This window comes from Winogradskyella sp. R77965, from assembly GCF_044594915.1.
Taxonomy (GTDB): Bacteria; Bacteroidota; Bacteroidia; order Flavobacteriales; family Flavobacteriaceae; genus Winogradskyella.
Genome location: NZ_CP138990.1, coordinates 642,957 through 668,754, shown reverse-complemented (window position 1 = coordinate 668,754; position 25,798 = coordinate 642,957). Strand labels below are relative to the sequence as shown.

Genomic DNA, 25,798 nt, shown 5'->3' with positions numbered 1-25,798 from the left:
ATTACTTAAATTGATATTCCATTGGATACTCTGCTATATGAAAAGAAATACAAATCACGCTTGTATTTTCAAGTCCAAGTGTAATTTTGATATAAACTTCCTTTCCTCTCAACGTCCTGCCGAACACCCACATTTCTGAACCTCCATATTGAGTTTCTTCAAGAGGGCCCTCGCAGTAATCATCAATTACTAAATTTTCGAGAATTTTTTTTCTTTCATTAGGCATTAATTCCAAGTCAGCAAGAGTCTGTGAATTTTTTCCTCTATTGTCGAGGAAAAGAATATCCCAGATACCCATATTTACTTTGAACTCCTTTAAGAAGTTTTTTACTTGTTCTTTTGATGCCATGATATAAATTCACAGTACAAATATAGTGAAAAAAGTAACATGCAACTTTAAAGTGTTAATAATAGTTATTAACACCATTGTTTATAACTTTAAAGTGAATACAATTAGTAATTTCAGAAATCCTTCTACACTCACTTCCTAATTCAAGAATAATAAGTATTGTAAGCTTCAAGAACAATTATTCTTTGACTATTTTCTAAACAGCTAATGACTATTAAATTAAAATTATTCTGAGATTTCAGCATAAACTTTCTAAATAAAGTATGGTCAAACTCTACATCGTTGGATTTTATTTCCATTAATTCAATTGAGTCAATGAGTCTATCTACTAATTGATTGTCATTTATTGTATTGTTTAATCTCTTTTTAAAAATGTGATTTACTGCAGTTTTAAAATCTGTAATAATACGTAATCTTTCAATTCTTAACTCTTGTCTGTTTAGTTTACATACACTAATTGTAGTATCTCCCCTATTTCCATTGTCAGTACCATAAATTTCAATTCCTTTTCTATTTTGGTCATGCTTAAACCCAAAATAATTCTCTGGATTATCAATCTCTGGATGAAGAATTAGTGGTTCTTCATTTAACAATGTAGCATGATTTGCCTTATGGGTTGACAAATCTAATTGTGGGCCTGGTAATAATGTCGGAAGAGCAATCCTTATTCCTGAAATTGGAAACTTACTATGTTTTCCACCATCTCTATTACATTTTACGCAAGATGGAAGCAAATTAGTCCATTCATAGCATAGCCAATAATAACCATTATGGGTATTGTCTTCTTTGACTTTTCCTTTTGGTCTATAGTGTTCAATATCTGCTTTTGCTAATTTTTCGCAATATGCACATTTATTAAAATATGTTAGAGCCAATTTATCTTCAACCCTTGACTTAGTCTCAAAAGCATCGGGATAAGGTTCTCTATAAACACTACCACTAATAGCAGCCTTATTTGAATTAACAGCGATATCTAATAGAGAAGTTAAAGTGCTTTGTCTGGATAAAAGAAGCGTGTTTTTATCCGCATCAGGTTTAGTTACAAATCTCATTTACGCTTACTCTTTAAACGTTCTATTAAATCCCTTTGTTTTTCTTCATTCAAATAATATTTTATTTCTTTTTCTAAAGAATCATTTATCTTAATCTCACTAAAACTATCTTCTGTCCTAATTTGTTTGTTTTTATCTAATTTGTTATTTGTAATGTCGTTCATTCCAAAAATCGGTGAAGTAAGTATTGAATTAGGCAATAACTCTTCTAAATAAATTTTATCATCTACTCTTTCTAAATATGTCCCATTTTCTACATTTCTTTTTACAACACAAATAACAGAATTTTTGGGTGCACCTAATAATGGGATTGGGCTATGCGTGCTAACTATAAACTGCACATTAGGAAAGGCTTCAGTAAGTTGTTGTACAAAATGTTTTTGAAAATTAGGATGAAGATGAATATCTATTTCATCAATAAAAACTACACCTTTTAAGTTTGAAAGATCTTCTACTTTTGGTTGTTGTCTTGATAAGCGAATTAACATATCACTCATCATTGCCATTATACTCAAATATCCTGAAGAAAGTTTTTCAATTCCTACTGGTTTATGCAGTTCTCCATCATCGTCAATTTCATAAAATTTAGTTTTTGGTTGTCCTTTTTTTGATTCGGTTCCAAATTCAACTTTACCAACATTTGGAAGTATAGACTCTATAAACTCTTTAATATAAAAGCTCCTTTTTGCAAAATCTTGATGATTTGGTGAGTCATACCATTCCTTGAATTGCGATTCTAAATCTAATAAAAAACCGTCATTCTCAAAAAGAGACTTGAGGTTTCCTGTTTTATTATTAGCTTGCTTTAATTGTGTTTTTGATAAACCTCCATAAATTGTATTTAATCTAAACGGTCCATAAGCTGCAAAACCTACAGTATATGGTTTTCTCTTGCGTATATTGATATTATCGACTCTTTTTATATGGAGAGCGTTACTTTGATCAGAATTTGTAAATATTAAACATTCAAATTTTTTACCTGTTACAAATTCTGAGGGTTTTATTATTCTATGAGCAATAGTAGAAGCTAGTGCCTTAATTATGCTTGATTTACCTACTCCATTTTCTCCTGTCAAAAATATCCATTGAGTATTTTTTGGAAACCCATTTAAATAAGTGTGTTTTACAGGTCCGTAATTGCTAATTGTAAAACCATGAATTCTACTAGCATTTATTTGGCTAACTTCATTATTATATTTTTCAAGAATTCCTCTATGATGAATTATTTTTTCAACATCTTTATTAAACGTATCAATTGGTATTAATGAAATTCCTGCTTCTCTATATTCAGATTTCATGTCGCCAATTTCATCATCTATTAAAGGCCAATAATAATTTAAGAAATAATAAATAGCTTCCTTCAAGCTTTTATTTTTACTTTCGATTTTATGTGAGTAACTAAAGTTATTGGACTTAAATTCATCATAACTAAGTTTTATACCAAATGATTTTATAATATATCCATGTATAAATTTTGCTTTTAATAGTGAATCATTAGCATGAAATTGCATAAAACACTTTTCATCTTTATTAATTATTATACTAATGTTTGGTACTTTAGTTTTCCAATTATCGCCTTGCCAAAAACCAACTGCTAAATAATCTGTGTTACCTAAAAACCAATAACCCTCAGTTAATTTATTTGCTCTATTTGTCTTTCTAGGTCTAAATCTAAATTCTTTATTTTCAATTGAGTATTCATAGAGAATATCAAAAAGCTTATTATGTAAATCTGTTATTTCCATTTTAATTCAAAAAAAATTATCACCATTACTAGCACATTACTCTCCTCTCTCTGTCTTCACAAACATATTGAGCATTTTGTTTTAGCTATATAATTTTATATATAGTTTTTTTAATATACCTAATTGGTGCTAGAAATTAATTAAGGGAGAACTTAAATATATAAAAAATGAGTGATTGCTTTAAAGAAAAAACGTAAATATTTGAATACAAGCTAATTTCAAACCATTACACACACATTTTCCCTACTACTCCACCTTGACAGAAAAAGAGTGTTCCATTAACTGAGTAAAGAAATTTATAGATTAAATTTTTCTATAATAAGATTACTAACATGCGCTTTTAACCAAAGCCCATGTTGTACATAACGCAAGTACATTATAGGACATAAAAGTCCTATAATAAGACGTTATATAAAATGTCTTTGTAACGCTTTGTAACATTTAAATATTGTATAGTATATAATTTCATTTAGTTACTAGAAACCTTGTGAATAAAGCTCATCTTAGCATAACGCAAGTACACCTGCCTGCCGGCAGGTTATAGGACACTTTTAATTATGAATTATCCAGTTGATGATTTATAATTAAAACAAATAGAAATTAAAAACATGATTAAGGTTCTACTGGTATTTAAATAAAACCATCCTCAGGATCTTCTTATTTGAAAAGTATGTAAAATATCCCTGAAGCCTTAGTATTGGTTTTAATGTGCAGTACTTGGGCATTAACTTACAATAATAATTAATTTTATATGATGTTATAAAATATTTTACTTCTCTTGTTGCTCAGTAATAGTTTCAAGTTTTTCGATAATTACTTCTTTGTCAATGTTGCTTTTTTGTTCTGTAATGGTCTGAAGTTCTTCCTCCACAATTTCTATCTCAGTGGTATTACTTTTTTGCTCTGTAATCGTTTGCAGATTACCTTCTGTTGCTACTTTTTTATCTGAATCATTTTTTTCTAAACAAGAGTAAAAAAATAGACCAATTAATCCTAAAGTGATTAGTTTTGTTTTCATAATTTATTTTTTTTGATTAAAAATTATTGTTCTGTATTTGAGTCATTATTAATGAAATATTTATAAACAGGAATGAAGTGCATTATGTACCTGTATCAAATCAATCTTGCTAATAAAATTTTCACAGTTTTTAATGAACCATCTTCTAATTTTACAACTATAGAGACTTCTTTACCTTCATTTTCCAATAGTTTGTAGTAAAATTGAATATCCTTATTTTCAATACCGTTGATGGATATTAATTGTTGTCCGACTTTAAGACCTTTTTTAGCAGCTACACTAGGTTTAGAAATTGACCTGATAAAAATCTCTTTTTCCTTCTTTTCTAAACGAATTCCACTTAGTGGAAAATTAAAGGGATCATTAAACGATTCATTGGGTTTTAAATAGATTTTTTTCTTGTTATAATCTAGTATAAAATTGAATTTGCTTATATATTCTAGTCCAAGATTACCCATATAAGCTTCTTTTGATGACATACCTTGTTTGGCATTAGAGAATCTGACAGGTATTTCTGATAGTTTAAATTTTTTGATTTTTATAAATGGAACAACACCGCGTGTAGATTTTTTATACTCAGCATCAATTCCTATAGACTCATCTGTAATGAGTTTGTCAAATTTTCTTAAAAGTAGATGTTTATCTACAAATGGTGAATTAAAAATTAATGGTACCGTAACATTACCAGTATCAAAGAGTACTTTTCCTGAAAATGATTCATCATTTGGGAGCGATAAAGAAATTTTTATTTCTGGAGTACAAAAAGGCTCTGAAAAATTTATAGCTGTATAGCCTTTTGTATCTGGCTTGCTTTTGCGCTTGTAAAAATATATTGTTTTTGTATCAAAATTTGTTTCAGTGACATATTCTTTAAATATATCATATCCTATTAGTCCATTGACTTCGTCCAAATATGATAAGTCTGTGACATACATTTTTATCTCTTTTAATTCTATTTTATCATCTAAAATAATGTGTTGTTTTTGAGTCTTCTTAACATCATTGTTAACTCCGGAAGCACCTGTTAATTTAGCATCTTCTTCTTGCATTGATAAATCTAATTGCCTAGCTAGTTTCTCATCAATAACGGTTACTGAAGAACCTGTGTCTAAAATAAAATTTGAAACATCCGAATTATTTACTTTCAAGGTTATTGTCATAAGTCCATAGTCATTTAAGGTAAATGGAATTTGAGCTATAGGTTGGTCTTGACCGAAAATTATAGAATAAAATAAAATAAGAGCGATTGTAAAATACGTTTTCATTGATGTACATTTTAGTTATGGTACTAAATTGCAGCATTATTGAATATTAAAAAACAGAAAAAAGTTGAGGCTACATAAATTTAGAATAAAATGGGATAAAAAGACGATTAAATATTAATGCTCTAACCATATTCTAAATGCTTTAGTCGTAGATGTACTGGTTACTATTAAATCTTTAATATTATCAATCTTAAGATATAATCTGTTTTTACTGTGAGGTGAAATACTTTCTATAAAGTTAATATTCACAATTTGACTTCGGTTAACTTTAAAGAACTGATGTGGGTTTAACTCATTGTATACATTACTTAGACTCTTTGAAATAGTATGAAACCGACCTTTGGTGTCATATAGCTTACACTGATCACCGAAAACTTCGATAAAACATATAGTATCAACTTCAATAAGCTTAATATCTTGCTTCTTTTTTACAGCAAATCGCTTTTTATATGTATTTTCTTTAGTTTCTAATAACAACTTAAAATCATTAAAAATGTCTTTGTCATAGGGTTTAGTCTGAAAAAGTGTTTCAAACTTTTTAATGGCCTCATTTAATTCTTCTTGAGAATAAGGTTTTAAAACATATGCTATACCATTAGTCTGAAAAGCTTTAAATAAATGTTCATTATATGCTGTACAAAAAATGATTGGTGTCGAAAAAGTGACTCGACTAAAAATATCAAATGAGGTGCCTTGTAATATTTTTATATCAGCAAAAATAAGATCATAAGTATTAGAGTTTGTCAACGTGTCAATACCCTCATTTACAGAACGAATATGTGTATGTGTAAAATCATTACTTAAATAATTAGCTATATAGGTTAATAGCTTTTTATAAGCAGGTTTCTCATCTTCAATAATTAAAATATCCATTATAATTTGCTATATTAATCTATTACATTTAGTAAAGGAATTTCTAAAATAAATCTTTGTTCATCCTCTATTATTTTTATGGTCTTATCTGCTAATAATTCATGGCGTTTTCTTAGATTTTTTAAGCCAGTACCTAATGATTCTTCTCTATTGTTTGTATTAGATTTATTATTCTCAATTCTAATTTTTCCTTTTTCAATATGAATTTGTGTCTTAATTATAATACCATTATCAGCTGTATTATGTTTTACTATATTTTCAATAGATGTTAATAAAGCGCCATTAAGTATATATTTATTTTCATGAGAAGCGTTTCTCAAAATTTCAAAATTATAATCACCCTCAAAGCGTGTTTCTATTAAAAAAAAGTACTTATCTATAAGGGATAATTCTTCTTCAAGTAAAACAATTTCTTCATCTTTTTTATGAATAAGATAACGATAAAGTGCTGCTAAATTCGAAATATATTTTTTAATAGTTTCTTTAGAAGAATAGTCTACTAAAGCATCTATTGTATTAAGGCTATTGTATAAAAAATGTGGATCATATTGTGCTCGTAAAACTTTCAGCTCTAGCTCTTTTTGTAAATTAATTCGGATAAGCTGATCTTCACGATAATTGTAATATTTTTTTCCGAATAATAATACCAACGGAATTGAAACATTAATAATAGAATCTTCAACATTAAAGAAAATAATTCGTCCTACTGAAGGCAGTTCTTCCCATTTTATATGACCATAAGGAATATAATGATTGTTTAATAAAAAGAAGAAAAAACCAATATTAAATAAACCAAATATACCAATACCAAATAATCCAATATAACTTTTATTCGCTATTAAGAATGTTTCTATCACCCACCTAATAAACCATAAAAGCATAGTCATTTGTAGAATCCTGATTGGAACTAAAACAAAAATTTCAATAGATGAAAAATGATTAGTTTCAAAAAAGGTGTCAAAACTATTCCAAACCCAATAAAATAAAAAATAGATACCTAAAAGTTGATAATCTGTTCTATTAAATTTAATGTTATTCATTCTAAGCTATTATGTCTTTATCCTTTTATTGTTTTTTATTCGTTTTCTAACTCGAATAATTAAGTAACTAAAACTACATATTATAATTATTAATATGCCACTAATACTCCAATATAGTTTTGTTTTATCTGGTCCTACAGCAAGGTAAAGTAATAGCTCTTCACCTAATAATTCTCCGAATTCTGAATTAGTAAAAAGCACATATCCCCATTTTTTGTTACTATCTAATGCAAACCAAGATGTAAAACCGATATTATTCCCTCCATGAAGGTAAATATCTGTTAGAGGGATTTTTGGTATATTAAAACCAAGGGTATAATATATGTCGTAATACTCTGTTTCTTCTACTAAAGAATGAGGAGTAAATAATGTTTTGAAACTTTCTTCACTTAACCCTTCTTTATTCATAACGGCAATCATCCATTTAGAGAAATCAATAGGTTCTGAATGAATAGACGAAGGCGCAGAAAAAATTCCTTTATCTTTTTTTGACCAATAATTATTAGCTACATCTACTCTGCCCTCTGGAACATAAGCGGCAGCTTTATGCTCATTAGTATGGGTGTTTTCAATAAAAACGGTATGCGTCATTCCTAAGGGTTGCGCTACCTTTTCTTGAAAAATTGATTCTAAACCATTCCAATCAGTCTGTTCTATATGCTTTAGAACTAATGCTAAATACTCATAGCCTTCACCTGAATAACCATAATCGGAATCTGGATCGAATTTTAATTTTAATAGACCATCTTTTTCATTTTCTCGCCAGTTTGGAAAACCCGAACGATGACTTAAGACAATTCTTGCTGTTATCTTTTTATAACGTTCATCATATGCAATATCTGGATATGGCATATACTGGTACAAGGGCTTATCTAAATCTAATTTACCTTCTTCAACAAATTTCATTACAAAATAGGCGAAAATCGATTTAGATATAGAAGCTCCCTCAAATATGGTCTGCTTTGTAACTGGCTTTTTATCTTCTATTATGGCATATCCTTTTGTTTGGTGATAAACAACTTCTCCTTCATTTATAATTGCAATAGCTAAACCAGGTATGTTTAAGGATTTCATTTTTGAATCCAAGTAGCTGTCTATTGAATCCTTTGGAATATCCATGCCAATGTAACTGTCTATGGTATTGTTTTTATTAGAACAGCATAAACAACTTAATGAAATAATTAAAATATTGGCAATTCTTATTATTATCCTCATTTTTTAAAATTGATTTAATGTGAAAGGTTAGCTAATAATAAATAGTATAGAAGTTAAAAAAGCTCAAACGGGATAAAACTTCTCTTAAATAGTAGAATAGTAGGTTTAGGTTCTCTTACTCATACCATTTTTATTGCTTTAATAAATCGTGAAATCGAAGATTCAGCGAAGCTAATCTCGCAAACTCGATTTACCACCACTCCTCTGCCCTTTACCCTCAGGTATTCTATTTTATTAAATAGGTATTCGAACTTCATGAACTTATTAGTTTTAAATAAAAACCTTGTGAATAAAGCCCATGTTGTACATAACGCAAGTACACCTGCCTGCCGTCAGGCAGGTTATAGGACACTTTTAACTATGGATTATCCAGTGGATGATTCATAATTAAAACAAATAGAAACTAAAAACATGATTAAGGTTCTACTGGTATTTAAATAAAACCATCCTCAGGATGCTCTCATTTAAATAGTATATAAAATGTCTTTATAACGTTTTGCCTCAATTTATATTTTATAAAGCGCGTATGCACTAAACGGATTATATTTTTTCCGTAAATTCATCCTATGGAAATAAAAGATTATTCTCGCGGTGTATTACAATATATCCCATTTTTTTATATGATATGGTCAGATGATTTATTATCATATTCTGAAATCTCTGTGGTTAAAAAAGCGATAGAAAAAGATGATACACTTACAAAACAAGATAGTAAATACCTCACAGCATACTTAGATAGAAAAGCTCCTCCAGCCTATCAAGAACTTAAACATTGGAAGCAAATCATTTCTAATTCGGGTATAAAGTTGGTTGAAAGTGACACCTATCCCCTTTCGACCTTCAGTCAAAAAATGATTTGCCATAACTATGAAGACTGTCCGTTTAATCCGCATCTAAAAGACATTGAAATTAATCTGGGTATTCAGCCCAATCATTACAATCATTTATTTGAAATAGAGGTTGTCAAAGAAATTACTTCAAATTATTACAATCCTAACGAGATAGATAATCTACTAAAAGGTGAACATACTACTGCTGTTGATACCTTTAGAACAGCGTTAAATGATCCTATTTTTAAATGGAATCTAAGAAGAGATAAGGCATCCTTTAGAGCACATGTGTTAAAACAAGTGGAATTCTTAGGTAAGAAAGGATATGGTGCTATGGCCTATCCAAAAGCGTATGGAGGTATTGATGATATGCCTGGCTATGCAGCTATTTTTGAAAATATGATGTATGTAGATGGTAGTATGGCTATAAAATTTGGTGTACAATTTGGATTGTTTGGCGGCAGTATTCAGAAATTGGGAACTAAAAAACATCACGATGCATATTTATCTGAAACAGGGAAAGCTAAACTTCTAGGCTGTTTTGCAATGACGGAAACTGGGCATGGTTCTAATGTAAGAGGCATTAAAACCACGGCAACTTATGATAAGGAAACAGACAGTATTGTTATTCATACACCAGGAAAAAATGACAATAAAGAATATATTGGTAACGCTTTACATTCTACAATGGCTTCTGTATTTGCGCAACTCATTGTAGATGGAAAAAATCATGGTGTGCATGCTATTTTAGTTACTATTCGTGATACAGAACATAATTTAATGCCTGGTGTCATAATAGAAGACAATGGTTATAAGCTAGGACTTAATGGTGTAGATAATGGGAAAATTTGGTTTCATCAAGTCCGTGTACCGAGAGAAAACTTACTAAATAAATATGGAGATATTACAGCAGATGGCAGCTATTATTCGAAGATAGAAAACCCAAGTAAACGTTTCTTCACCATGTTAGGAACTTTAGTTGGTGGTCGAATTTGTGTGGCTCGTGCTGGACTTGGTGGCGCAAAAAAAGCTTTAGCTATTGCCGTGAAACATGCATTAAAACGACGACAATTTAATGATAGTATAAAAATTCAGGAAGATTTACTGATGGATTATCCTAGCCATCAATTACGTTTAACTCCTGCAATTGCAAGCTGCTATGTCTATGATGTCACACTCACACAGATGATGAAAGTCTATAGCGACAAAAGCATAACTGACAAACGAAAAATTGAAACACAAGTTGCCGGACTTAAGTCTATAATTACATGGTTTGCCAATGATACTATACAAGAATCTAGAGAAGCTTGTGGAGGAAAAGGCTATTTAATGGAAAATCAAATTGCTGATCTTAAAGGCGATGTCGATATTTTCACAACCTTTGAAGGTGATAACCACGTCTTACTACAACTCGCTGCTAAGGGTGTTTTATCTGATTTTAAATCGGAATTTAATAGTGCTGGTTTTACAGCTGTTCTTAAATTATTAGGTTCGAGATTGAGTGACACTCTAAGCACTATTAATCCTGTGTATACTAATAATACAGACAAAGATCATTTATACAATTCAACATTTCATAAAGATGCTTTTAATTATCGTACACGACGACTAACATACACGGTCGCCATGCGCATTAGAGATTATGTAAAAAAAGGAATGCCATCGTATCAAGCCTTTTTAAAGGTGCAAACCCATTTACTCACTTTAGGAAAAGCCTATAGTATAGAATTAGCATATACCACGTTTGTAGATTTCACTGAAACTATTAAAGATGAAAAAAACAGATTGTTATTTCAAAAGCTAGGTGTTTTATATGCCTTGTATGAATTGCGAAACGATGCATCTTGGTACTTAGAACAAGGCTATATAAGTGGGACAAAATCTAAAGCCATACGTAATCGTGTAGAACGCCTTTCTACAGAATTAAGACCACATATTGGTGTTTTGGTTGATGGATTTGGAATACCAAATCATTGTTTAGAAGCACCTATCGCGAACTAATTAAAAATTCTAAACTTTACTTATAATAATTCTCAAAGCTATAAGAAAGCCTCTAGATTTTTGGTATTATATACAAGTTGATGTTTCAGATGATACCAATATGACGTCATCTAAATTTTATAGTGATTTTTGTTGGTCTGCATCATATTTTTAGTTTATTTGTTTTTCCAATCTATGATTATGCATATTAAAACTAACCAACTATTTGCCTTAACCCTATTTTTTTTATGTAACCTGAGTGTCTGTTATGCACAAATTAATGTCAGTAAGACACCAAATTGGGTTGTCAATCAATCGTTTGAAGAAAATTCAGATATCGATTTAAAAGAGATTTCGTACGGTTTATTGACGCTTCTAAGTGATGAACAAGTTCACGTTCCAAAAGAAGAGCGCTACATTCGTTTAGTCAGAAAAATAACAGATAATGTCGGAGTACAAGATGGATCCTCAATTTCCATCAATTACGATCCTACATATCAGCAACTATTTTTGCATCATATTAAGGTGATTAGAAACGGAAAAGAAATTAATAAACTTAAGATTAATGACTTCCAAACCATAAGACAAGAATCTAATGCAGAAAGTTATATTTATGATGGAAGCCTCAATGCCATAAATAATTTAGCAGATATTAGAAATGGCGATATTATAGATATGAGCTATACCATTAGAGGGTTTAACCCAATACGTGGTAATAATTTTTCTGGTGCAACCATTCTAAATGATGCTGAACCTGTTGGAAAAATCAACTATTATATTATCACTAATAAGCCTTTGAAGCATAAAACTATAAATTCTGATATTGTAGTTAAAACAGGAAACTATAATGGTTATACGACTTACAATTGGCAATCTATATTACCTGAAAAAGCCATATTTGAAGACAATGCACCGACTTGGTATTTACCTTACGAGCATTTATTTGTTTCAGAATATAAGGATTGGGGAACGGTTGTCGATTGGGCATTAAGTATCTACCAAGAAGACATAAAATTATCAGCGGCTTTAGATGCAAAAATAGAAGAGATTAAGACAAATTCAGAAGATGAAGGAGATCGTATTACAGCAACATTGCGATTTGTACAAAACGAAATCAGATACCTTGGTTTAGAATCTGGGATCGGTGCTTATAAACCTTTTTTACCAAGTAAAGTCCTTGAACAGCGCTTTGGTGATTGTAAAGATAAAAGCTGGCTCATGGTTACCATGTTGCGTCAAATGGGTATTGAAGCTTACCCTGTGCTTGTTAATTCCTATTACGGAGAATCTCTACATCAGTTTTTACCATCTCCGAGTATATTTGACCATGTTGTCGTTAATGTAGTCGATAGTAATAATGAGAGCCAATTTTACGATCCGACTATAAGTAATCAGTTTGGAAACTATAAGTCTGTTGCATTTCCTGATTATGGAAAAGTGTTGGTGATCAAAGACGGTGTTTCAGACTTAGAACAGGTTACTCCAAACAACAAGAGCTCAGTCGAAGTTTTCGATATATTCGATTTGCCGACCATTGGAGGACCTGGTACCTTAAGAGTTATGACATCATATAAAGGGGCTGAGGCGGATGTGATGAGAAGCCTTTATAAATCGAGTAGTTTGTCATCTCTAAGCGATAACTTTAAAAGTTATTATGAAAATATTTACAGTGATGTTGAAGTTATTGAAAAACCGAGTTTTGATGATGATAGCATATCCAATAAGATAATTGTTGAAGAATATTACAAAATTAATGATATATGGAATCCCATGGTTGGGAATGATGAAAATATAGCCGTAGATTTCATGCCCTACAGTATTGTGGATGTTTTAATCTCACCTAATGAAAAGACTCGAAAATCTCCTTTTGCTTTAGTGTACCCAACACATAAAACACACAATATTACCATTAAACTACCAACAAGATGGGGTCGTAGTACGGATAAAAAAGAAGTAAATTCTAAAAATTTTGATTTTTCAATGTCCAGTAAAATGGATACATCAGGAAGAACACTTTATCTCAAATATGAACTTGAAAACAAAAATAGTTATGTAAAGCCACAAGACTTTAAAGACTATTATTCTGAAGTTAAAGAAGTGGAAAATATTCTATCCTATTACATATATATTCCTAAAAGTGAAGTCAACACGAAACGCTTTAGCAACACTAATTTTGATACTGAAGAACTAGTTTCAAGTGTGGCTACGATATTGTATTGGGCGTTCGCTATCGTTATTATTATTGTTATTGGTTTAGTTGTTTATATCAAAAAAAGCAATAAAAATAGAAATGAGTAATTTATGATAACCGGCTCCGCCCATTCTATTTAGATTTAGTATATATAATTGGTCTATAACATTAGTGGAATGAAATCTAAATCCTAATATGCATGATGTTAGGTTTGCAAGACTAAATCAGGTTATTGAGCATTGTAATAGTGGTGTCCAAAATAATTCAAATTTAGATAACAGATTACTTAATGGAAAAAACGTAAATCATTATAATCTGTAACTCTTTTTTGATTAATTCTTAGAAGTCAAATTTTATATTCACTACATTGAAATAGAATTAATTGTACAATGAAGCATTTTTTGGTTATTATGGTTTTAATAATGTTTGTTCCATCTTGTACCATTTTGGCTCAACATACACAAGAAATTTCTGATATTGAGGAAGTTAAAGGGAGTAATATTTTTTTAGCCGAAAAATATTATCGAGAACTTAACTACAAAAAAGCTATAGAACGCTATAAATTAGAATTAGATCGGGACAATTCTAATAAGGCAAGAGTATTCAAAAAAATTGCTTTGAGTTACGCTGGACTCGGAAATGCCGCAGCAGCAGAAATCTATGTTAAAAATTATTTTGTAGAAGAATTTAATCCCAATTTCTTAGATCATGAAGGTTTTGATGGGATACGAAATTCACCAGAATTTATAAGATTAACGACCACTTTTTTGCCAAAATTTAATGCTTGGTGGTTTTTATTTATTTACATCACCTTCGTCGGTATTTTTGTAGCAATTATTATAAATTTTAATAAAAGAATTGATTTCATAGCGCGAATTTTCATAAGCACCTTGATCTTTACACATTCATTATTTATTTTGCATCTATGTATTTACGGAGCTAACTATCAATACAAGTTTCCGCATGCGCTTTATTTATCATCTGGGTTTGCCTTTTTATACGGTCCATTACTTTATTTATATCTAAAAAGAATCACTTTAAAACAGCGTTTCTCTAAAATAGATCTATTACATTTTTTACCAACCCTTATACTTTTAGGATATTTATTACCCTCCTATCTGTTATCTAGTAGAACAAAACTTAATTTCATAATTAATGGAGAAACGAATGACTATGCATTTATATCCGAATCTGTTATTTTGTTTCTAGTTTCTGCCAAACTAGCATCGTTAATTATTTATGGGTTTTTAATTCAAAAACTTCATTTTGTAGCCAAAGGTGGTTATCATTTTAATAGAGAGAGTAAAAATTGGTTACAAATAATATATCAAATACATCTGGCTTTTATTTTGGTGTATATTGTTTATGCAGTGCTAACGATAAACGGTTACACTGTTGGATTTCTTTATCATTTGCAGCTATTATGCATGTCGATTATGGTTTTATTTCTTGGTTACTCGGCATATATTCAACCAGATTTATTTAGTGGCGTCTATTTTAAAGGAAACCGATTGTTTAAAAAATATGAAACTTCAATGCTTACCAAAAGCCTTTCTATTGAGCTAAAAGATCAGGTAACTATGCTGTTTGAAGAAGAAAAGATATATCGGGAAAATAGTTTGACTTTAGACACTCTTGCTGAGAAATTGAATACCACCAGGCATAGCACTTCACGAATTATCAATGAAAATTTTAAAATGAATTTTAATGAGCTTGTAAACATATATAGAATCGAAGAGGCTAAGGAACTCCTTCTATTAGATAAAAAAAATGAATTAAATATTATTGATATTGTTTACAAAGTTGGTTTTAATAATAAAGTGTCCTTTAGCAGGGCTTTTAAGAAGCATACGAAAACAACACCTTCACAGTATAGAAAATTTCTTCAAAGTAATTTCTAGTTATAAATAAGTTAACATTTATAACGCTTAACTCCTTAACTTAATATTTCGACTTACTTCGCCTTAGAAAAGAATGAAGATGTACAATCATTCATATAACCCAAGTGCAAATTAGTTAGAAAGTAATTCTAACAATCCTAGTTTCAAAATTTGATAATGTGAAAATGATTTACAGGCATCTATGTTTGAAACGTGCTAGCACTTTACAAAGTTGAAAAAATAGCATCAAAAATTTAAACCAAATATTATGAAAACAAAAAGAACAAAAACTTCGATCTGGAAAATTGGCGGCGAAAACTCACTATGCATGATAATGCTATTTTTAGCGATAATATTTATGTCGTGTGGGCGAGATGATGGCTCTAGAGGTCAAGGAAACGGTAATGAAGTCTCATTACAAGAAGTTATTGATGCGCTTGGAGGAATTGACGCTTTTAATGAAGTTGAGATAATGTCCTACTCGGTTAATGCAAAAGCGTTTGAATTTGAAGAAGAAGAACCGACTCAAGAAAATCCCATTTTGGTTAGAAATTATGAGTACCAGTTATCAACAGCGCTTAATAGTAGAAAGTTGAGATTAGATTATACATCAATAGAAAGTTATTATCCATTGGCTTATGAAACTCCTGGAGCGTTGATGTTAATAGATGATAAGCAAGGAAGTATTTCTGGGCAATATGATACAGGATCTTACTATTTTGGAGCGGTACAACCGCGTGGGCTTCATGCTCCAAGAATAGAAGCTAAACTAAAAACCTATGTAATGAGCAATCCAATTGAGCTTATAAAACAGTTGATAGTGAGCAACACTAGTTTAGATTTAAAGACTACGAATGGAGTTTTTATGATCCCTACTGTAATTGAAGACTTATATATATCACTTCATATTAATAAAAACACATTTTTACCAACGATGGCCAGTACCATAGAATCCGATTTTATTAGTGGTGATGCAATATTTGAAATTAAATATGAGAATTGGACCAACAATACATTAATTTATTTTCCAACTACTGCAAAGTATGTATACGATAACAAAATGATAAAGGAAGAGGAATATTCGAACGTTGAATTCAACCAAAGTACAGATACAACTCTTTTTGATTTAGAAGCCGTTACGCAGCCTTTAGTCTACGATACAACACAAAGTCAAAAAGGCATATTTCATTCGCAATGGTATGAGCGGTATTTTGATTTCAGTATTGCCGCAGATCAGCCTCTTGACTTAGCTTTTGTTGCAGGAAATGATTGGTTAAGCTTTGGTATTCCAGACCAAACTGTAGGTCCTAATCTTAAAATTATTGGGAGACCAGATATTGCTTATTGGGCTGCCGCAGTAAAAACCCTTGAAGGCGTGTTAATTATCGAATCTCCTTTTTCTCCCGAATGGAGTCGAGCAATAATAAATACTGTAAAGTCACCAGCAGGATATCCAAACGAAGAAATAATTGGAGTGGTCCAAACCCATACGCATTTAGATCATTATAGTGGTGTTAGGGAAATGGCTTCAGAAGCTGGCACAGTATATATTGGTGAAAATGGTGAGCAAGAGGTTAATGAAACCCTAATTGCGGATTTTGACTTGCTTCCTGATGCCCTAAGCCTGAGTTCAACAAGCACAAATGTACAGCAAGTTCAAGGTGTTCTATCCTTGGATGATGGTGCAGTAGAACTACATTCTGTAACTATGGTCGCATCGGGCAATAATCCACATTCAGAGAATATGTTATTGGTCTACGTACCTGAATACGAAGCCATTATCCAAGCTGACCTTTTTAGTCCAGGAGCTCTTCTTGCTATTTATGCTGGACAGACGCTTCATCCTTTAGACCAGGTATCGAAGGCCGCTTTCAAAGAACGAGCTAAATTTCTGCTAGATTATATCAATGAAAATGAGTTGAATGTTTCGCGGGTAATTGGCATTCATGGAGGACTTGGTAGTATAGAACAATTACAATTTGTTGCGAATAATTAAATCTGTTACACTAAGTTGTTGAATAGTAGAAAATTAAAAAAAGCACAAACCTTATTAAAGAGCTCTGAATTTTCCTCAAGCACGCACCTTTTTGCTAACTTTAATCCCAAAGCAACTAACCATGCACTATAACCTTGTTCATATTTTAAAGAATTTAAAATGAAACAACTATTAATGATCATACTATTTTCGATAATTTCGACTTTGTCTTTTGCTCAAGAAATCACTAAAGATTCGATAATTGAACCCTATCAAATTGATAAAAAATATCTTTCAGGATTAGATATCCCTAAGGTAAAAGTAAAAGCACACCCAAAAAGAGAATACTACCAAAAAAGACTCTACAACGGTTCAGAGCTTAGTGTTTATATATTATCGAGTGAAACTGTAACGAATGAAATAAATAATTTCCCAATTGATGAATTTGTTTACTACATAAATGGAAGAGCGGATATACAAACTAAGGATTCTACATCAATAAACTTTTATTCTGGTGATTACTTTTTTGTACCAAAAGGATTTTCGGGAAACTGGACAAACAATGGAGCCAATAAATTGCATTTGGAATTGTCAGTAGTTTCAACCAAACGAGCAGATAGCACCAAGACTTCTAAAGTTCAAATCCCTTTTTTACTAGATAGAGAATTAATGTCAGGAATTGGTGTAACACAATCTGATGATTCTAAAAAACAGGAAAGCATTGTACATTCTGGAGTAGAATTAGAAATCTTAGTGGAAGTATCAACGAAAAAAGAAATTAACAAAAACGAAAAAGAAGAATTTATCCATGTTCTTATTGGAAGTTTAACTATACAACCTGAAAATGGCGAAATACAAACATATTACAAAGGTGATTTTTTCATTATACCAAAAGGATTCATTGGAACTTGGGAAAACAGAGGACAGGAACCAGTCAGAGTTTTAAAAGTATTTCAAATATAAAAAATCACTATGTAAAACAAGATATCTAAACAATAACAAACACTTTAGGTAATAAAACGAAAGCATAAATATAAAACAATGATCTGTGTTAAACCGAAAGATTTGTGCGCAAAAATCCGCTACTATTTATAAACAAAACCTTTATAAATAGTAAAAAAATCCTAGCCTAATAAATGAAAAATTGCCTAATCTTTATAATATTAACCACTTTAGTATTTAGTAGTTGTAAGCAAAATGTAGAATGTGATTTATTAATTACAAATGCTAATATTTTAGACGTAAAAAACGAAAAAATTTTACACAATAAGTCTTTGGTAATTTCGAATGGCACAATTGAAAGAATAGTCGATACCCCTGAAAACTATAAGGGCATTAAGTGTATAGACGCAAAGGGGAAATTGGTGACGCCAAGTTTTATTGATACCCACATCCATCCAACTGATGTCTTTGGAGACAGAGAAAAAGCACCAAAATCTTTAAATGCTGATGCTCGAAAAAAACTATCTGATACTTATCTACCTTATGGAACAACAACGACCGTCATAATGGGTCAGCCACAAAACTGGCTAGATACAATACTAATTTGGCAAAAAAAACCAAGCCCAGATTTTATAGATGTTTTTACAGCTGGAGGTGCAATTATTTCAAAAGAAAACCGAGAACCTTATATAGGTCATAGCGTTGTAGCAAATCCGCGTGAGGCAAAAGATAAGGTAATTGAATATTATAATAGTGGTATCAATCATATCAAATTATATTACAGACTTAACAATCCGGAGTTTGAATCTGCATATAAAACTGCTGATAGTTTAAATATGAATATTTATGGGCATATTGGGGGTTTTGAACTAGAAAATCAAACAATTGACAATACGCTCGCAGTAGGACTAAAGAATTATGAACACATAGGCACTATCCCTAATAGTGTTTTGAATCAAAGAGAAGATTGGGAGAAAGTGAATAAAATATTCAATGAAAATTTTGGAGAAATAAATTCTGAATCTAAAGTAATTGAATATCTATTAGAATTATTTAGATATGCTAAAACATATAAAAAAGACGAATTAGAAGCTTTAATTGATAGACTTGCAGCACAAGAGGTTTCCTTTTCCACAACCATACATCTTCTATATCAACAGTTTCACTCAACATATTTTACTACTGCAAGTGATAAAACTCTATCTGATTTACAGGTCAAACGCTGCTTAGAAAGCTTCAAAATATTAATGGATTGCACAAAGCAAATGTATGATAAAGGAGTAGAAATAAGACTTGGCTCTGATATGCCAAATGGTGGTAAAGCAAATATCTCCGAGCTTATTTTACTATGTGAATACGGTTTTTCTGTAACTGATGCTTTCAAAATAGCAACTATTAACGGAGCAAAAGCAGTTGGAATTGAAAAAGAAGTTGGCAGTTTGGAAAAAGGGAAAAAAGCCAATCTAATAATTTGGGGAAAAAGCCCATTCGATGACATTAAAAACTTTACGTCAAATAAAATAATTGTGAAGGAAGGTCAAGTAAACACCCAAAATAGTGCTATTGCTAAAAATGGTACTAATTAATACAGGTTTTGACACTTAATCGAAAGTTTATTACTTCTAATTTGCGAACTAAACATAGCTTATGCGTTGTAGCCAATTTGAGAAAAACGAAATGAAACATTTAATAGTTGGTAAATTACTAGCGAAATAATGCAATGTATTCGCATACAAAAAAGTAATAGCAGACTTTATAATTATAATATGTGTTTTAATCTTCTAAGAACTCAATTATAGAATTTCCAACTTCTTCACTTTTTTCTTCGTGAGGAAGTAATGACGCTCCATTAATTCTTTTTAATGTACAATTTCCGTTAAACTGCTTTATCATTTTTTCAGCATATTTGATTGGAAAGGTTTTATCATTCTCTCCCCATATAAATAAAGTTCTCGCTTGAATTTTTCTATGACTTTTCTTAAAACTATCCACTACGTCCCAATCAATTCCCTTTAAATACCTAAAAGCACCAATTGTTCGTTCTTTAGATGCAATAATTGGCTTTATGTATGGAATCAAATTTTCAGGATTATTAAGCATTGATTTATTTGAATACGCTTCTTTAAATCCCATTGAGGATTTAATAAACCAACTTTGATTTAAAGCTTTCCGAATTAAATTTGGAACAAATGGTAGTAACCCTACTCTCTGATAAAATGGTATCCAAGGAGGTCTATGGTTTGGAATTTCAGTGTTTATAAGTATGAGTTTTTCAATTAAATCTGGTTTTTCAATGGCAATAACTCTAGCTATTGTGGCGCCAGAATTGTGCGCTATTAAAGCGCATTTACGTATACCCATTTTTTGAATGAGTTTAATTAAGTACTCTGCTTGAGATTTGCTATCGAACTTACTATCCTTTGACCATTTACTATCACCAAGTCCTGGTAAGTCAATTATGTTGCATTTATATTTTCTCGATAGTTTTGGAATAATTTTTCTCCAAGTATATCCATGAGTTGGGAAACCATGAATAAAAAACACATCTTTTCCTTTTCCAAATTCTCTTAATGCAAGTGAAATGGTGTCAATTTGAACTGTTTTAAAATTAGTGTTTTGATAGTTCACTCAGCATATAATTTGTATCAAGATCTAAGAACATCTTCGCCTCCCTATTATAAGTCTTGTTAGTACCTTAAAAAGGCATCAATCCCTTTATCAAATTCAAACTATTACGCTAATTTGCGCATACTAGACATCTTATATTTCTCTCCTGATGAATACAGAAAATAGCTTTAAAGGAATCCTATGAACCTGCATGTTCAATTAACTTTTGTCATTATGGTTTAAAACTTGAGATTCTACCATTTATCTTTTCAATGTGTGTATTTTTTATTGATGCATATTTGATTACTAAAATAAAATAATGTAATCAATTTACGGATGATTATTTCTTATTTTATTAAATCATTAAACACACACATTTACTCATGTCTTTTATTGTTTAAGAAATCGTCAATCTCGCTAGCTCGATTTTACCACCAACTCCTCTACCCTTTGTTCATTACTTAGTATTTTAATCAATAATAATTAGTGAATCTTCGTTCCTCGATTTCAGAAAAAGAGTGTTTACTCTCACCACACTTATTTAAATATATAAGTGGTCGTGATTGTTACGCAATTCATTAACTGAGTAAATATACTTATAGATTAATTTTTTCAGAGGGCATAATGACTTAATTCGTTTTTTCTGGTGAATAAATTTCAACGGCTTTTTTTATGACTTCCATTTGAGTTTGAATAGAATTTCTCCTTCTGTAGTCACTTTTTGTCTTAAACGCTAAAACGACATCTATTTCGGGATAAACCGTAATGTTTTGTCCTAAAGCTCCTTGTGCAGAATAGGCATTTTTAAGCTTATAATCTGAAGTATTTTCTATTAACCACCACATATAGCCATAGCCAAGATCGAGTCCATCTTCTTTTAGAATAGGTGCGTTTTGCTGAGCTTCTTTATATGTTGTTCTTTGAGTGGTCATTGCTTCTATCCAATCTTCCGGTATAATTTGTTCCCTTTTCCATTTTCCGTTTCTTAGCATCAACAAGCCAATACGAGCCATATCTCTAGTAGAAAACCACATGTGATATGCTGGAAATTTTGATACGTCTAGATTTCCGTTTTTTAATTGTAGAGATTTATCCCAATCTTGCATTTGTAGAGGGTTTACTAGTTGTTGTTCTATGTCTTCATAAATGTCTTGGTTAGTTTCTTGTTCGAAAATATGGCCTGCTAAATTAAAATCCCAATTGCTATAAAGCCAATAACTACCTGGCTTAACCGACCCTCTTTCTGGAGCTAATCTTCTAAAATCACCTCCATTAGATCCAGGTAAGAAAACACCCGATCGTGCTGATATTACATCTTTAATAGTGGCCGTTTTCTCAATGTTAAGTAAGGGAGAATGATCCTCTATTTTTAAATCTTCGAGGGTTTTGTCTAAATTAATCTGACCATTTTCAACATATTTACCAAAGAGAATAGCCAACACACTTTTTCTGCAAGATGCTATATAGCTATTTTCTTCTATATCTCCGTACTCTAGTACAATTTCCCCTTTGTGAACAATAACCAGTCCCGTAATATTAGTGCTGTCAATTATATATCTATTAAAAGTAGAACGTTCTGGATCATTCCAGCCTGTATCCGAAGGATTTTGATTAGTTGTCCAATCTTTGTCAGGATAAATTTGTGCTTTGCTTGAACAGCTATATAAAAACGATGAAATTGATATAAGTAATACTAAAAATTTTTTCATTTTTTGAATATTTTTAAGGACCACCATAAATTTACTTAAAGTTTATGAACTACCGCCTTTAAGTATTACCAAATTGGTGTATTTAGTTAGAGGAAAAAGCATCATAAAATTTTTAATAATGCTTACCTTTATAAAATAATATCACAGCATATATGACTAAATCATCTGTTAACTACTCTAGAAGAGAATTTGCTAAGCTTGCCGCAATGGGAGTTGCAAGTATTCCATTACTATCTTTTCAAAAAGTCATACATAGTAAGGAACTAGTAACATCAGATGGTCTCAAAATACATTTATTTTCAAAACATCTACAATTTTTAGATTATAATGATATGTCAGCTGCCGCCGCAGATATGGGTTTTGATGGTCTCGATTTAACCGTACGTAAAAACGGCCATGTACTGCCAGAAAATGTAACTGACGATTTGCCAAAAGCTGCAGAAGCCATGAAAAAATATGGTCTTGCGCCAAAAATGATGTCTACAAATGTTTGGGATGCCGGTAGCTTAGTAAATATAACAGTATTAGAAACAGCAAGTAAATTAGGTTTTACCAATTACCGTACAGATTGGTTAAATTACCCAGAAGATAAGTCTATTGAAGAAAGTCAAGTTTTATATGCTAAACAAGCAAAAGTCTTGGAAATTCTAAATGAAAAAGTTGGTCTTATTGGAGGTTATCAAAATCATGCCGGCAAACATGTTGGTGCCCCTATTTGGGACTTGCTACCAATATTAGAAGCAACTGAAGGTAAATATATAGGTTGTCAATATGATATTAGACATGCTATGGTTGAAGGAGGTCAAAGTTGGGAATTAGGCTTAAAACGTATACTCCCTTTTATTAATTCTATTGTAATAAAGGATTTTAAATGGGGAGTTGTAGATGGTAAATGGAAACCGATGCATGTGCCATTAGGTGAAGGTATGGTAGACTTTAAACGTTATTTTTCTCTTCTTAAAACCTATAAAATCAACGTACCTGTTTCGCTTCATGTAGAGTATGATTTGGGTGGTGCCGAAAAAGGAAAAACTAAAATAACAATGTCTAAAAAAGAAGTCTTAGGGAGAATAAAGAAAGACTTGGTGTTTCTAAGAGAAGCGTGGAAACGTATAGAATAGTATTATAAAATCAGTATAAAGGCATTAAAATGGATAAGAGTACATATATAATGATAATACTGTGTTTTGTAAACACAGTAGGATTTTCAAATTCGTTTGTACATTTAGATTCTGCAGCATTAGCTAAAGCAAAAACGATGATTTTTGATGGCTCTGCTTCTCTTGAAACACTTACTGCTTATAAAAAATTAATAAAAAAGGCAGATAAATTACTGACCAATAAAAATCCATCAGTAATTGATAAAACGATACTTCCACCAACAGGAAATAAACACGATTATTTGAGTATTAGCAGATATTGGTGGCCAGATACCAAAAAGAAAGATGGGTTACCTTGGGTACGTTTTGACGGAAAAACCAATCCTGATACACAAACTGATGCAGTCGATAGGAAACGCTTGGGTTTTATGGGAAAGAGTGTTAGAGATTTGAGTCTTGCATATTACTTTACTAATAATGAGGCGTATGCCCAAAAGGCAATTAGTATGATTGATACCTGGTTTATAAATCCAGAAACGCTTATGAATCCGCACTTAGAATTTGCGCAAAGTGTTCCTGGTAATCCGAATAAAAGGCGTTCAGGTATTTTAGATGGACGGTCTATCGTCATGTATGTTCCTGATGCGATACAACTACTTTCAATTTCTAAGCATTGGAATACTAATTATGAAACAAAAACTACAAAATGGCTTTCTGATTATCTAACTTGGCTTACTCAAAGTGATTTAGGTAAAAAAGGAAGTGAACAAAAAAATAATCATGGCTCTTGGTACAAATATCAAGTCGCTTCTTTAGCCTATTACTTAGATAATAAACCTTTAGTGGTAAAGACGGTAGAATTGGCGCAACAAAGTTTAGATGACATGTTAAATGACCAAGGTGGACAAATCCATGAACTTGAAAGGTCTAGATCATTTTTTTATAGTTGTTTTAACTTGCAAGCTTTAGTAAGTATTGCAGATTTAGGTGACAAAGTTGGAATTGATATGTGGCAGTATAAATCTGAAAACAATAAGAGTTTAACATTAGCAATTAATTATTTGACACCAATTATTAATGGCGAAATTTGGAATCATGATACCTTAAAAGCTATCGACCTTACGGATTTAATTCCGATACTTTCAAAAGCTTCTCAAAAGAGGAACTCTGAAGACTATAGAAGTCTTATGTCAAAAATTTTAGAGGAGACAAAACAAAAGAAACAAAATGATAAATTGTTAGAGTTTTGGTTGTTATGCCAATTCTGATTTACTATAAATTACTGGCATCTGCCCTTTCCATTGTCTCCATAAGGTGTCATCAATGATTAAACTCGCCATAAAATGAGCCACATTTATTCTGCTCACTTTACCCGCATTAAAAATAGCACTTCTTGTTGGTGATTGATGAATTTCGTAATCAGTTACATGGTCTTCGTTAATTAAACCGTCTGGTCTAACTGCAACCCATTCTACGGCGTTATTGTTCTGACCAATTTGAGTTCGTAGATAATCTGCCGCTTTTTCATTATCTACATGTGGTGGTAACAATAAACGTAACAGTCCGATAACGCATTTTTGAGCAAAAGATATGAGCTCGTTTAAATCGCGATTACGATTTCCAGTTGTGTTCATTAAAACAAATTTGGTTGCGCTCTTGAGATTGTTTGATTTTATGGCATCGCATAAGCGTTTCGTAGCATCTGTCACTAGCCTGCGTGGTTTTCCATAAAGACCTTTAAAGGTCAAATTATGACCAAGACATGACGCTACTGCATGGCAATCCTTGACTATTTCACTCATTTCTATGTCACTTAAGTCTAACAGACTTGCAGTGATTATTTGTAAATCATCATTGGTTTTCCAGGATTCTGGTAATTTTTCTGGCGACCTTACGATCGCTTTTACCTGATGTTCATCACTAAGAAGTTGCTCTACTAATTTACTTCCAGTGGCACCACTTGCACCTACTACTAAAACTTTCATATTATTTTTATTGATTGATATATTATTTAGACGATGTATTGC

19 protein-coding genes are annotated in these 25,798 nt (G+C 31.2%); 8 read left to right on the top strand and 11 right to left on the bottom strand.

What is annotated here, in order from left to right; genetic code table 11:
* Position 1 precedes the first annotated feature (1 nt).
* The 8 genes from SJY34_RS02985 to SJY34_RS02950 form a co-directional block, all read right to left on the bottom strand.
* Positions 2 to 349: a hypothetical protein gene (locus tag SJY34_RS02985; RefSeq protein WP_400078764.1), complete on the bottom strand. Its 348-nt coding sequence runs from the start codon at positions 347 to 349 to the stop codon at positions 2 to 4.
* 143 nt (positions 350 to 492) lie between these two features.
* Positions 493 to 1,401: a hypothetical protein gene (locus tag SJY34_RS02980; RefSeq protein ID WP_400078762.1), complete on the bottom strand. Its 909-nt coding sequence runs from the start codon at positions 1,399 to 1,401 to the stop codon at positions 493 to 495.
* Positions 1,398 to 3,146 carry an AAA family ATPase gene (locus SJY34_RS02975; protein ID WP_400078760.1) on the bottom strand — a complete coding sequence of 583 codons (1,749 nt, stop codon included), beginning with the start codon at positions 3,144 to 3,146 and terminating at the stop codon, positions 1,398 to 1,400. Before SJY34_RS02975 ends, SJY34_RS02980 begins: the two co-directional genes overlap by 4 nt.
* Positions 3,147 to 3,915: 769 nt before the next feature.
* A complete protein-coding gene (locus SJY34_RS02970) occupies positions 3,916 to 4,164 on the bottom strand; it encodes a hypothetical protein (protein ID WP_400078759.1) in 249 nt (82 codons plus the stop codon).
* 95 nt (positions 4,165 to 4,259) lie between these two features.
* On the bottom strand, positions 4,260 to 5,429 hold the full coding sequence (locus tag SJY34_RS02965; RefSeq protein WP_400078758.1) for an aspartyl protease family protein: 1,170 nt from the start codon (positions 5,427 to 5,429) through the stop codon (positions 4,260 to 4,262).
* Between the two features lie 114 nt (positions 5,430 to 5,543).
* Complete coding sequence (locus SJY34_RS02960; RefSeq protein ID WP_400078757.1) at positions 5,544 to 6,302, bottom strand: LytR/AlgR family response regulator transcription factor; 759 nt, start codon at positions 6,300 to 6,302, stop codon at positions 5,544 to 5,546.
* A gap of 14 nt (positions 6,303 to 6,316) precedes the next feature.
* Positions 6,317 to 7,342, bottom strand: coding sequence for a histidine kinase (locus SJY34_RS02955; protein WP_400078756.1), 1,026 nt, complete (start codon positions 7,340 to 7,342; stop codon positions 6,317 to 6,319).
* Positions 7,343 to 7,351: 9 nt separating this feature from the next.
* Complete coding sequence (locus SJY34_RS02950) at positions 7,352 to 8,557, bottom strand: serine hydrolase domain-containing protein (protein WP_400078754.1); 1,206 nt, start codon at positions 8,555 to 8,557, stop codon at positions 7,352 to 7,354.
* 566 nt (positions 8,558 to 9,123) lie between these two features.
* Between SJY34_RS02950 and SJY34_RS02945 the strand changes: the two genes are divergently transcribed.
* The 6 genes from SJY34_RS02945 (at position 9,124) to SJY34_RS02920 (ending at position 19,941) form a co-directional block, all read left to right on the top strand.
* Entirely contained in the window at positions 9,124 to 11,388 is a 2,265-nt protein-coding gene (locus SJY34_RS02945; RefSeq protein WP_400078752.1) for an acyl-CoA dehydrogenase, read from the top strand.
* Between the two features lie 180 nt (positions 11,389 to 11,568).
* Complete coding sequence (locus SJY34_RS02940; protein WP_400078750.1) at positions 11,569 to 13,665, top strand: DUF3857 domain-containing transglutaminase family protein; 2,097 nt, start codon at positions 11,569 to 11,571, stop codon at positions 13,663 to 13,665.
* A gap of 282 nt (positions 13,666 to 13,947) precedes the next feature.
* On the top strand, positions 13,948 to 15,459 hold the full coding sequence (locus SJY34_RS02935) for a helix-turn-helix domain-containing protein (RefSeq protein WP_400078748.1): 1,512 nt from the start codon (positions 13,948 to 13,950) through the stop codon (positions 15,457 to 15,459).
* Positions 15,460 to 15,706: 247 nt separating this feature from the next.
* Positions 15,707 to 17,434 (top strand): MBL fold metallo-hydrolase, encoded by a 1,728-nt coding sequence (locus SJY34_RS02930; RefSeq protein ID WP_400078747.1) that lies wholly within the window; start codon positions 15,707 to 15,709, stop codon positions 17,432 to 17,434.
* Between the two features lie 159 nt (positions 17,435 to 17,593).
* Positions 17,594 to 18,376 carry a cupin domain-containing protein gene (locus SJY34_RS02925; protein ID WP_400078745.1) on the top strand — a complete coding sequence of 261 codons (783 nt, stop codon included), beginning with the start codon at positions 17,594 to 17,596 and terminating at the stop codon, positions 18,374 to 18,376.
* A 173-nt stretch (positions 18,377 to 18,549) separates the two neighbouring features.
* On the top strand, positions 18,550 to 19,941 hold the full coding sequence (locus SJY34_RS02920; RefSeq protein WP_400078743.1) for an amidohydrolase family protein: 1,392 nt from the start codon (positions 18,550 to 18,552) through the stop codon (positions 19,939 to 19,941).
* A 187-nt stretch (positions 19,942 to 20,128) separates the two neighbouring features.
* Here SJY34_RS02920 and SJY34_RS02915 read toward each other — a convergent pair whose 3' ends face one another.
* Entirely contained in the window at positions 20,129 to 20,983 is an 855-nt protein-coding gene (locus tag SJY34_RS02915) for an alpha/beta fold hydrolase (RefSeq protein ID WP_400078741.1), read from the bottom strand.
* 608 nt (positions 20,984 to 21,591) lie between these two features.
* The gene (locus SJY34_RS02910; protein WP_400078739.1) at positions 21,592 to 22,671 is read right to left on the bottom strand and encodes a serine hydrolase domain-containing protein; all 1,080 of its coding nucleotides are present in this window, start codon (positions 22,669 to 22,671) and stop codon (positions 21,592 to 21,594) included.
* 152 nt (positions 22,672 to 22,823) lie between these two features.
* Between SJY34_RS02910 and SJY34_RS02905 the strand changes: the two genes are divergently transcribed.
* Both SJY34_RS02905 and SJY34_RS02900 read left to right on the top strand, forming a co-directional pair.
* Positions 22,824 to 23,792 (top strand): sugar phosphate isomerase/epimerase family protein, encoded by a 969-nt coding sequence (locus SJY34_RS02905; protein ID WP_400078737.1) that lies wholly within the window; start codon positions 22,824 to 22,826, stop codon positions 23,790 to 23,792.
* 29 nt (positions 23,793 to 23,821) lie between these two features.
* On the top strand, positions 23,822 to 25,039 hold the full coding sequence (locus SJY34_RS02900; RefSeq protein WP_400078735.1) for an alginate lyase family protein: 1,218 nt from the start codon (positions 23,822 to 23,824) through the stop codon (positions 25,037 to 25,039).
* On the opposite strand, the gene SJY34_RS02895 is transcribed toward SJY34_RS02900, so the two are convergent.
* Positions 25,025 to 25,756 (bottom strand): NAD(P)-dependent oxidoreductase, encoded by a 732-nt coding sequence (locus SJY34_RS02895; protein ID WP_400078733.1) that lies wholly within the window; start codon positions 25,754 to 25,756, stop codon positions 25,025 to 25,027. The two genes, SJY34_RS02900 and SJY34_RS02895, sit on opposite strands and share 15 nt — an antisense overlap.
* Positions 25,757 to 25,798 lie beyond the last annotated feature (42 nt).

Coding starts and splice junctions, on each gene's coding strand:
- SJY34_RS02985 (WP_400078764.1), bottom strand. CDS start 349: ATGGCATCAAAAGAACAAGTAAAAAACTTCTTAAAGGAGTTCAAAGTA.
- SJY34_RS02980 (WP_400078762.1), bottom strand. CDS start 1,401: ATGAGATTTGTAACTAAACCTGATGCGGATAAAAACACGCTTCTTTTA.
- SJY34_RS02975 (WP_400078760.1), bottom strand. CDS start 3,146: ATGGAAATAACAGATTTACATAATAAGCTTTTTGATATTCTCTATGAA.
- SJY34_RS02970 (WP_400078759.1), bottom strand. CDS start 4,164: ATGAAAACAAAACTAATCACTTTAGGATTAATTGGTCTATTTTTTTAC.
- SJY34_RS02965 (WP_400078758.1), bottom strand. CDS start 5,429: ATGAAAACGTATTTTACAATCGCTCTTATTTTATTTTATTCTATAATT.
- SJY34_RS02960 (WP_400078757.1), bottom strand. CDS start 6,302: ATGGATATTTTAATTATTGAAGATGAGAAACCTGCTTATAAAAAGCTA.
- SJY34_RS02955 (WP_400078756.1), bottom strand. CDS start 7,342: ATGAATAACATTAAATTTAATAGAACAGATTATCAACTTTTAGGTATC.
- SJY34_RS02950 (WP_400078754.1), bottom strand. CDS start 8,557: ATGAGGATAATAATAAGAATTGCCAATATTTTAATTATTTCATTAAGT.
- SJY34_RS02945 (WP_400078752.1), top strand. CDS start 9,124: ATGGAAATAAAAGATTATTCTCGCGGTGTATTACAATATATCCCATTT.
- SJY34_RS02940 (WP_400078750.1), top strand. CDS start 11,569: ATGCATATTAAAACTAACCAACTATTTGCCTTAACCCTATTTTTTTTA.
- SJY34_RS02935 (WP_400078748.1), top strand. CDS start 13,948: ATGAAGCATTTTTTGGTTATTATGGTTTTAATAATGTTTGTTCCATCT.
- SJY34_RS02930 (WP_400078747.1), top strand. CDS start 15,707: ATGAAAACAAAAAGAACAAAAACTTCGATCTGGAAAATTGGCGGCGAA.
- SJY34_RS02925 (WP_400078745.1), top strand. CDS start 17,594: ATGAAACAACTATTAATGATCATACTATTTTCGATAATTTCGACTTTG.
- SJY34_RS02920 (WP_400078743.1), top strand. CDS start 18,550: ATGAAAAATTGCCTAATCTTTATAATATTAACCACTTTAGTATTTAGT.
- SJY34_RS02910 (WP_400078739.1), bottom strand. CDS start 22,671: ATGAAAAAATTTTTAGTATTACTTATATCAATTTCATCGTTTTTATAT.
- SJY34_RS02905 (WP_400078737.1), top strand. CDS start 22,824: ATGACTAAATCATCTGTTAACTACTCTAGAAGAGAATTTGCTAAGCTT.
- SJY34_RS02900 (WP_400078735.1), top strand. CDS start 23,822: ATGGATAAGAGTACATATATAATGATAATACTGTGTTTTGTAAACACA.
- SJY34_RS02895 (WP_400078733.1), bottom strand. CDS start 25,756: ATGAAAGTTTTAGTAGTAGGTGCAAGTGGTGCCACTGGAAGTAAATTA.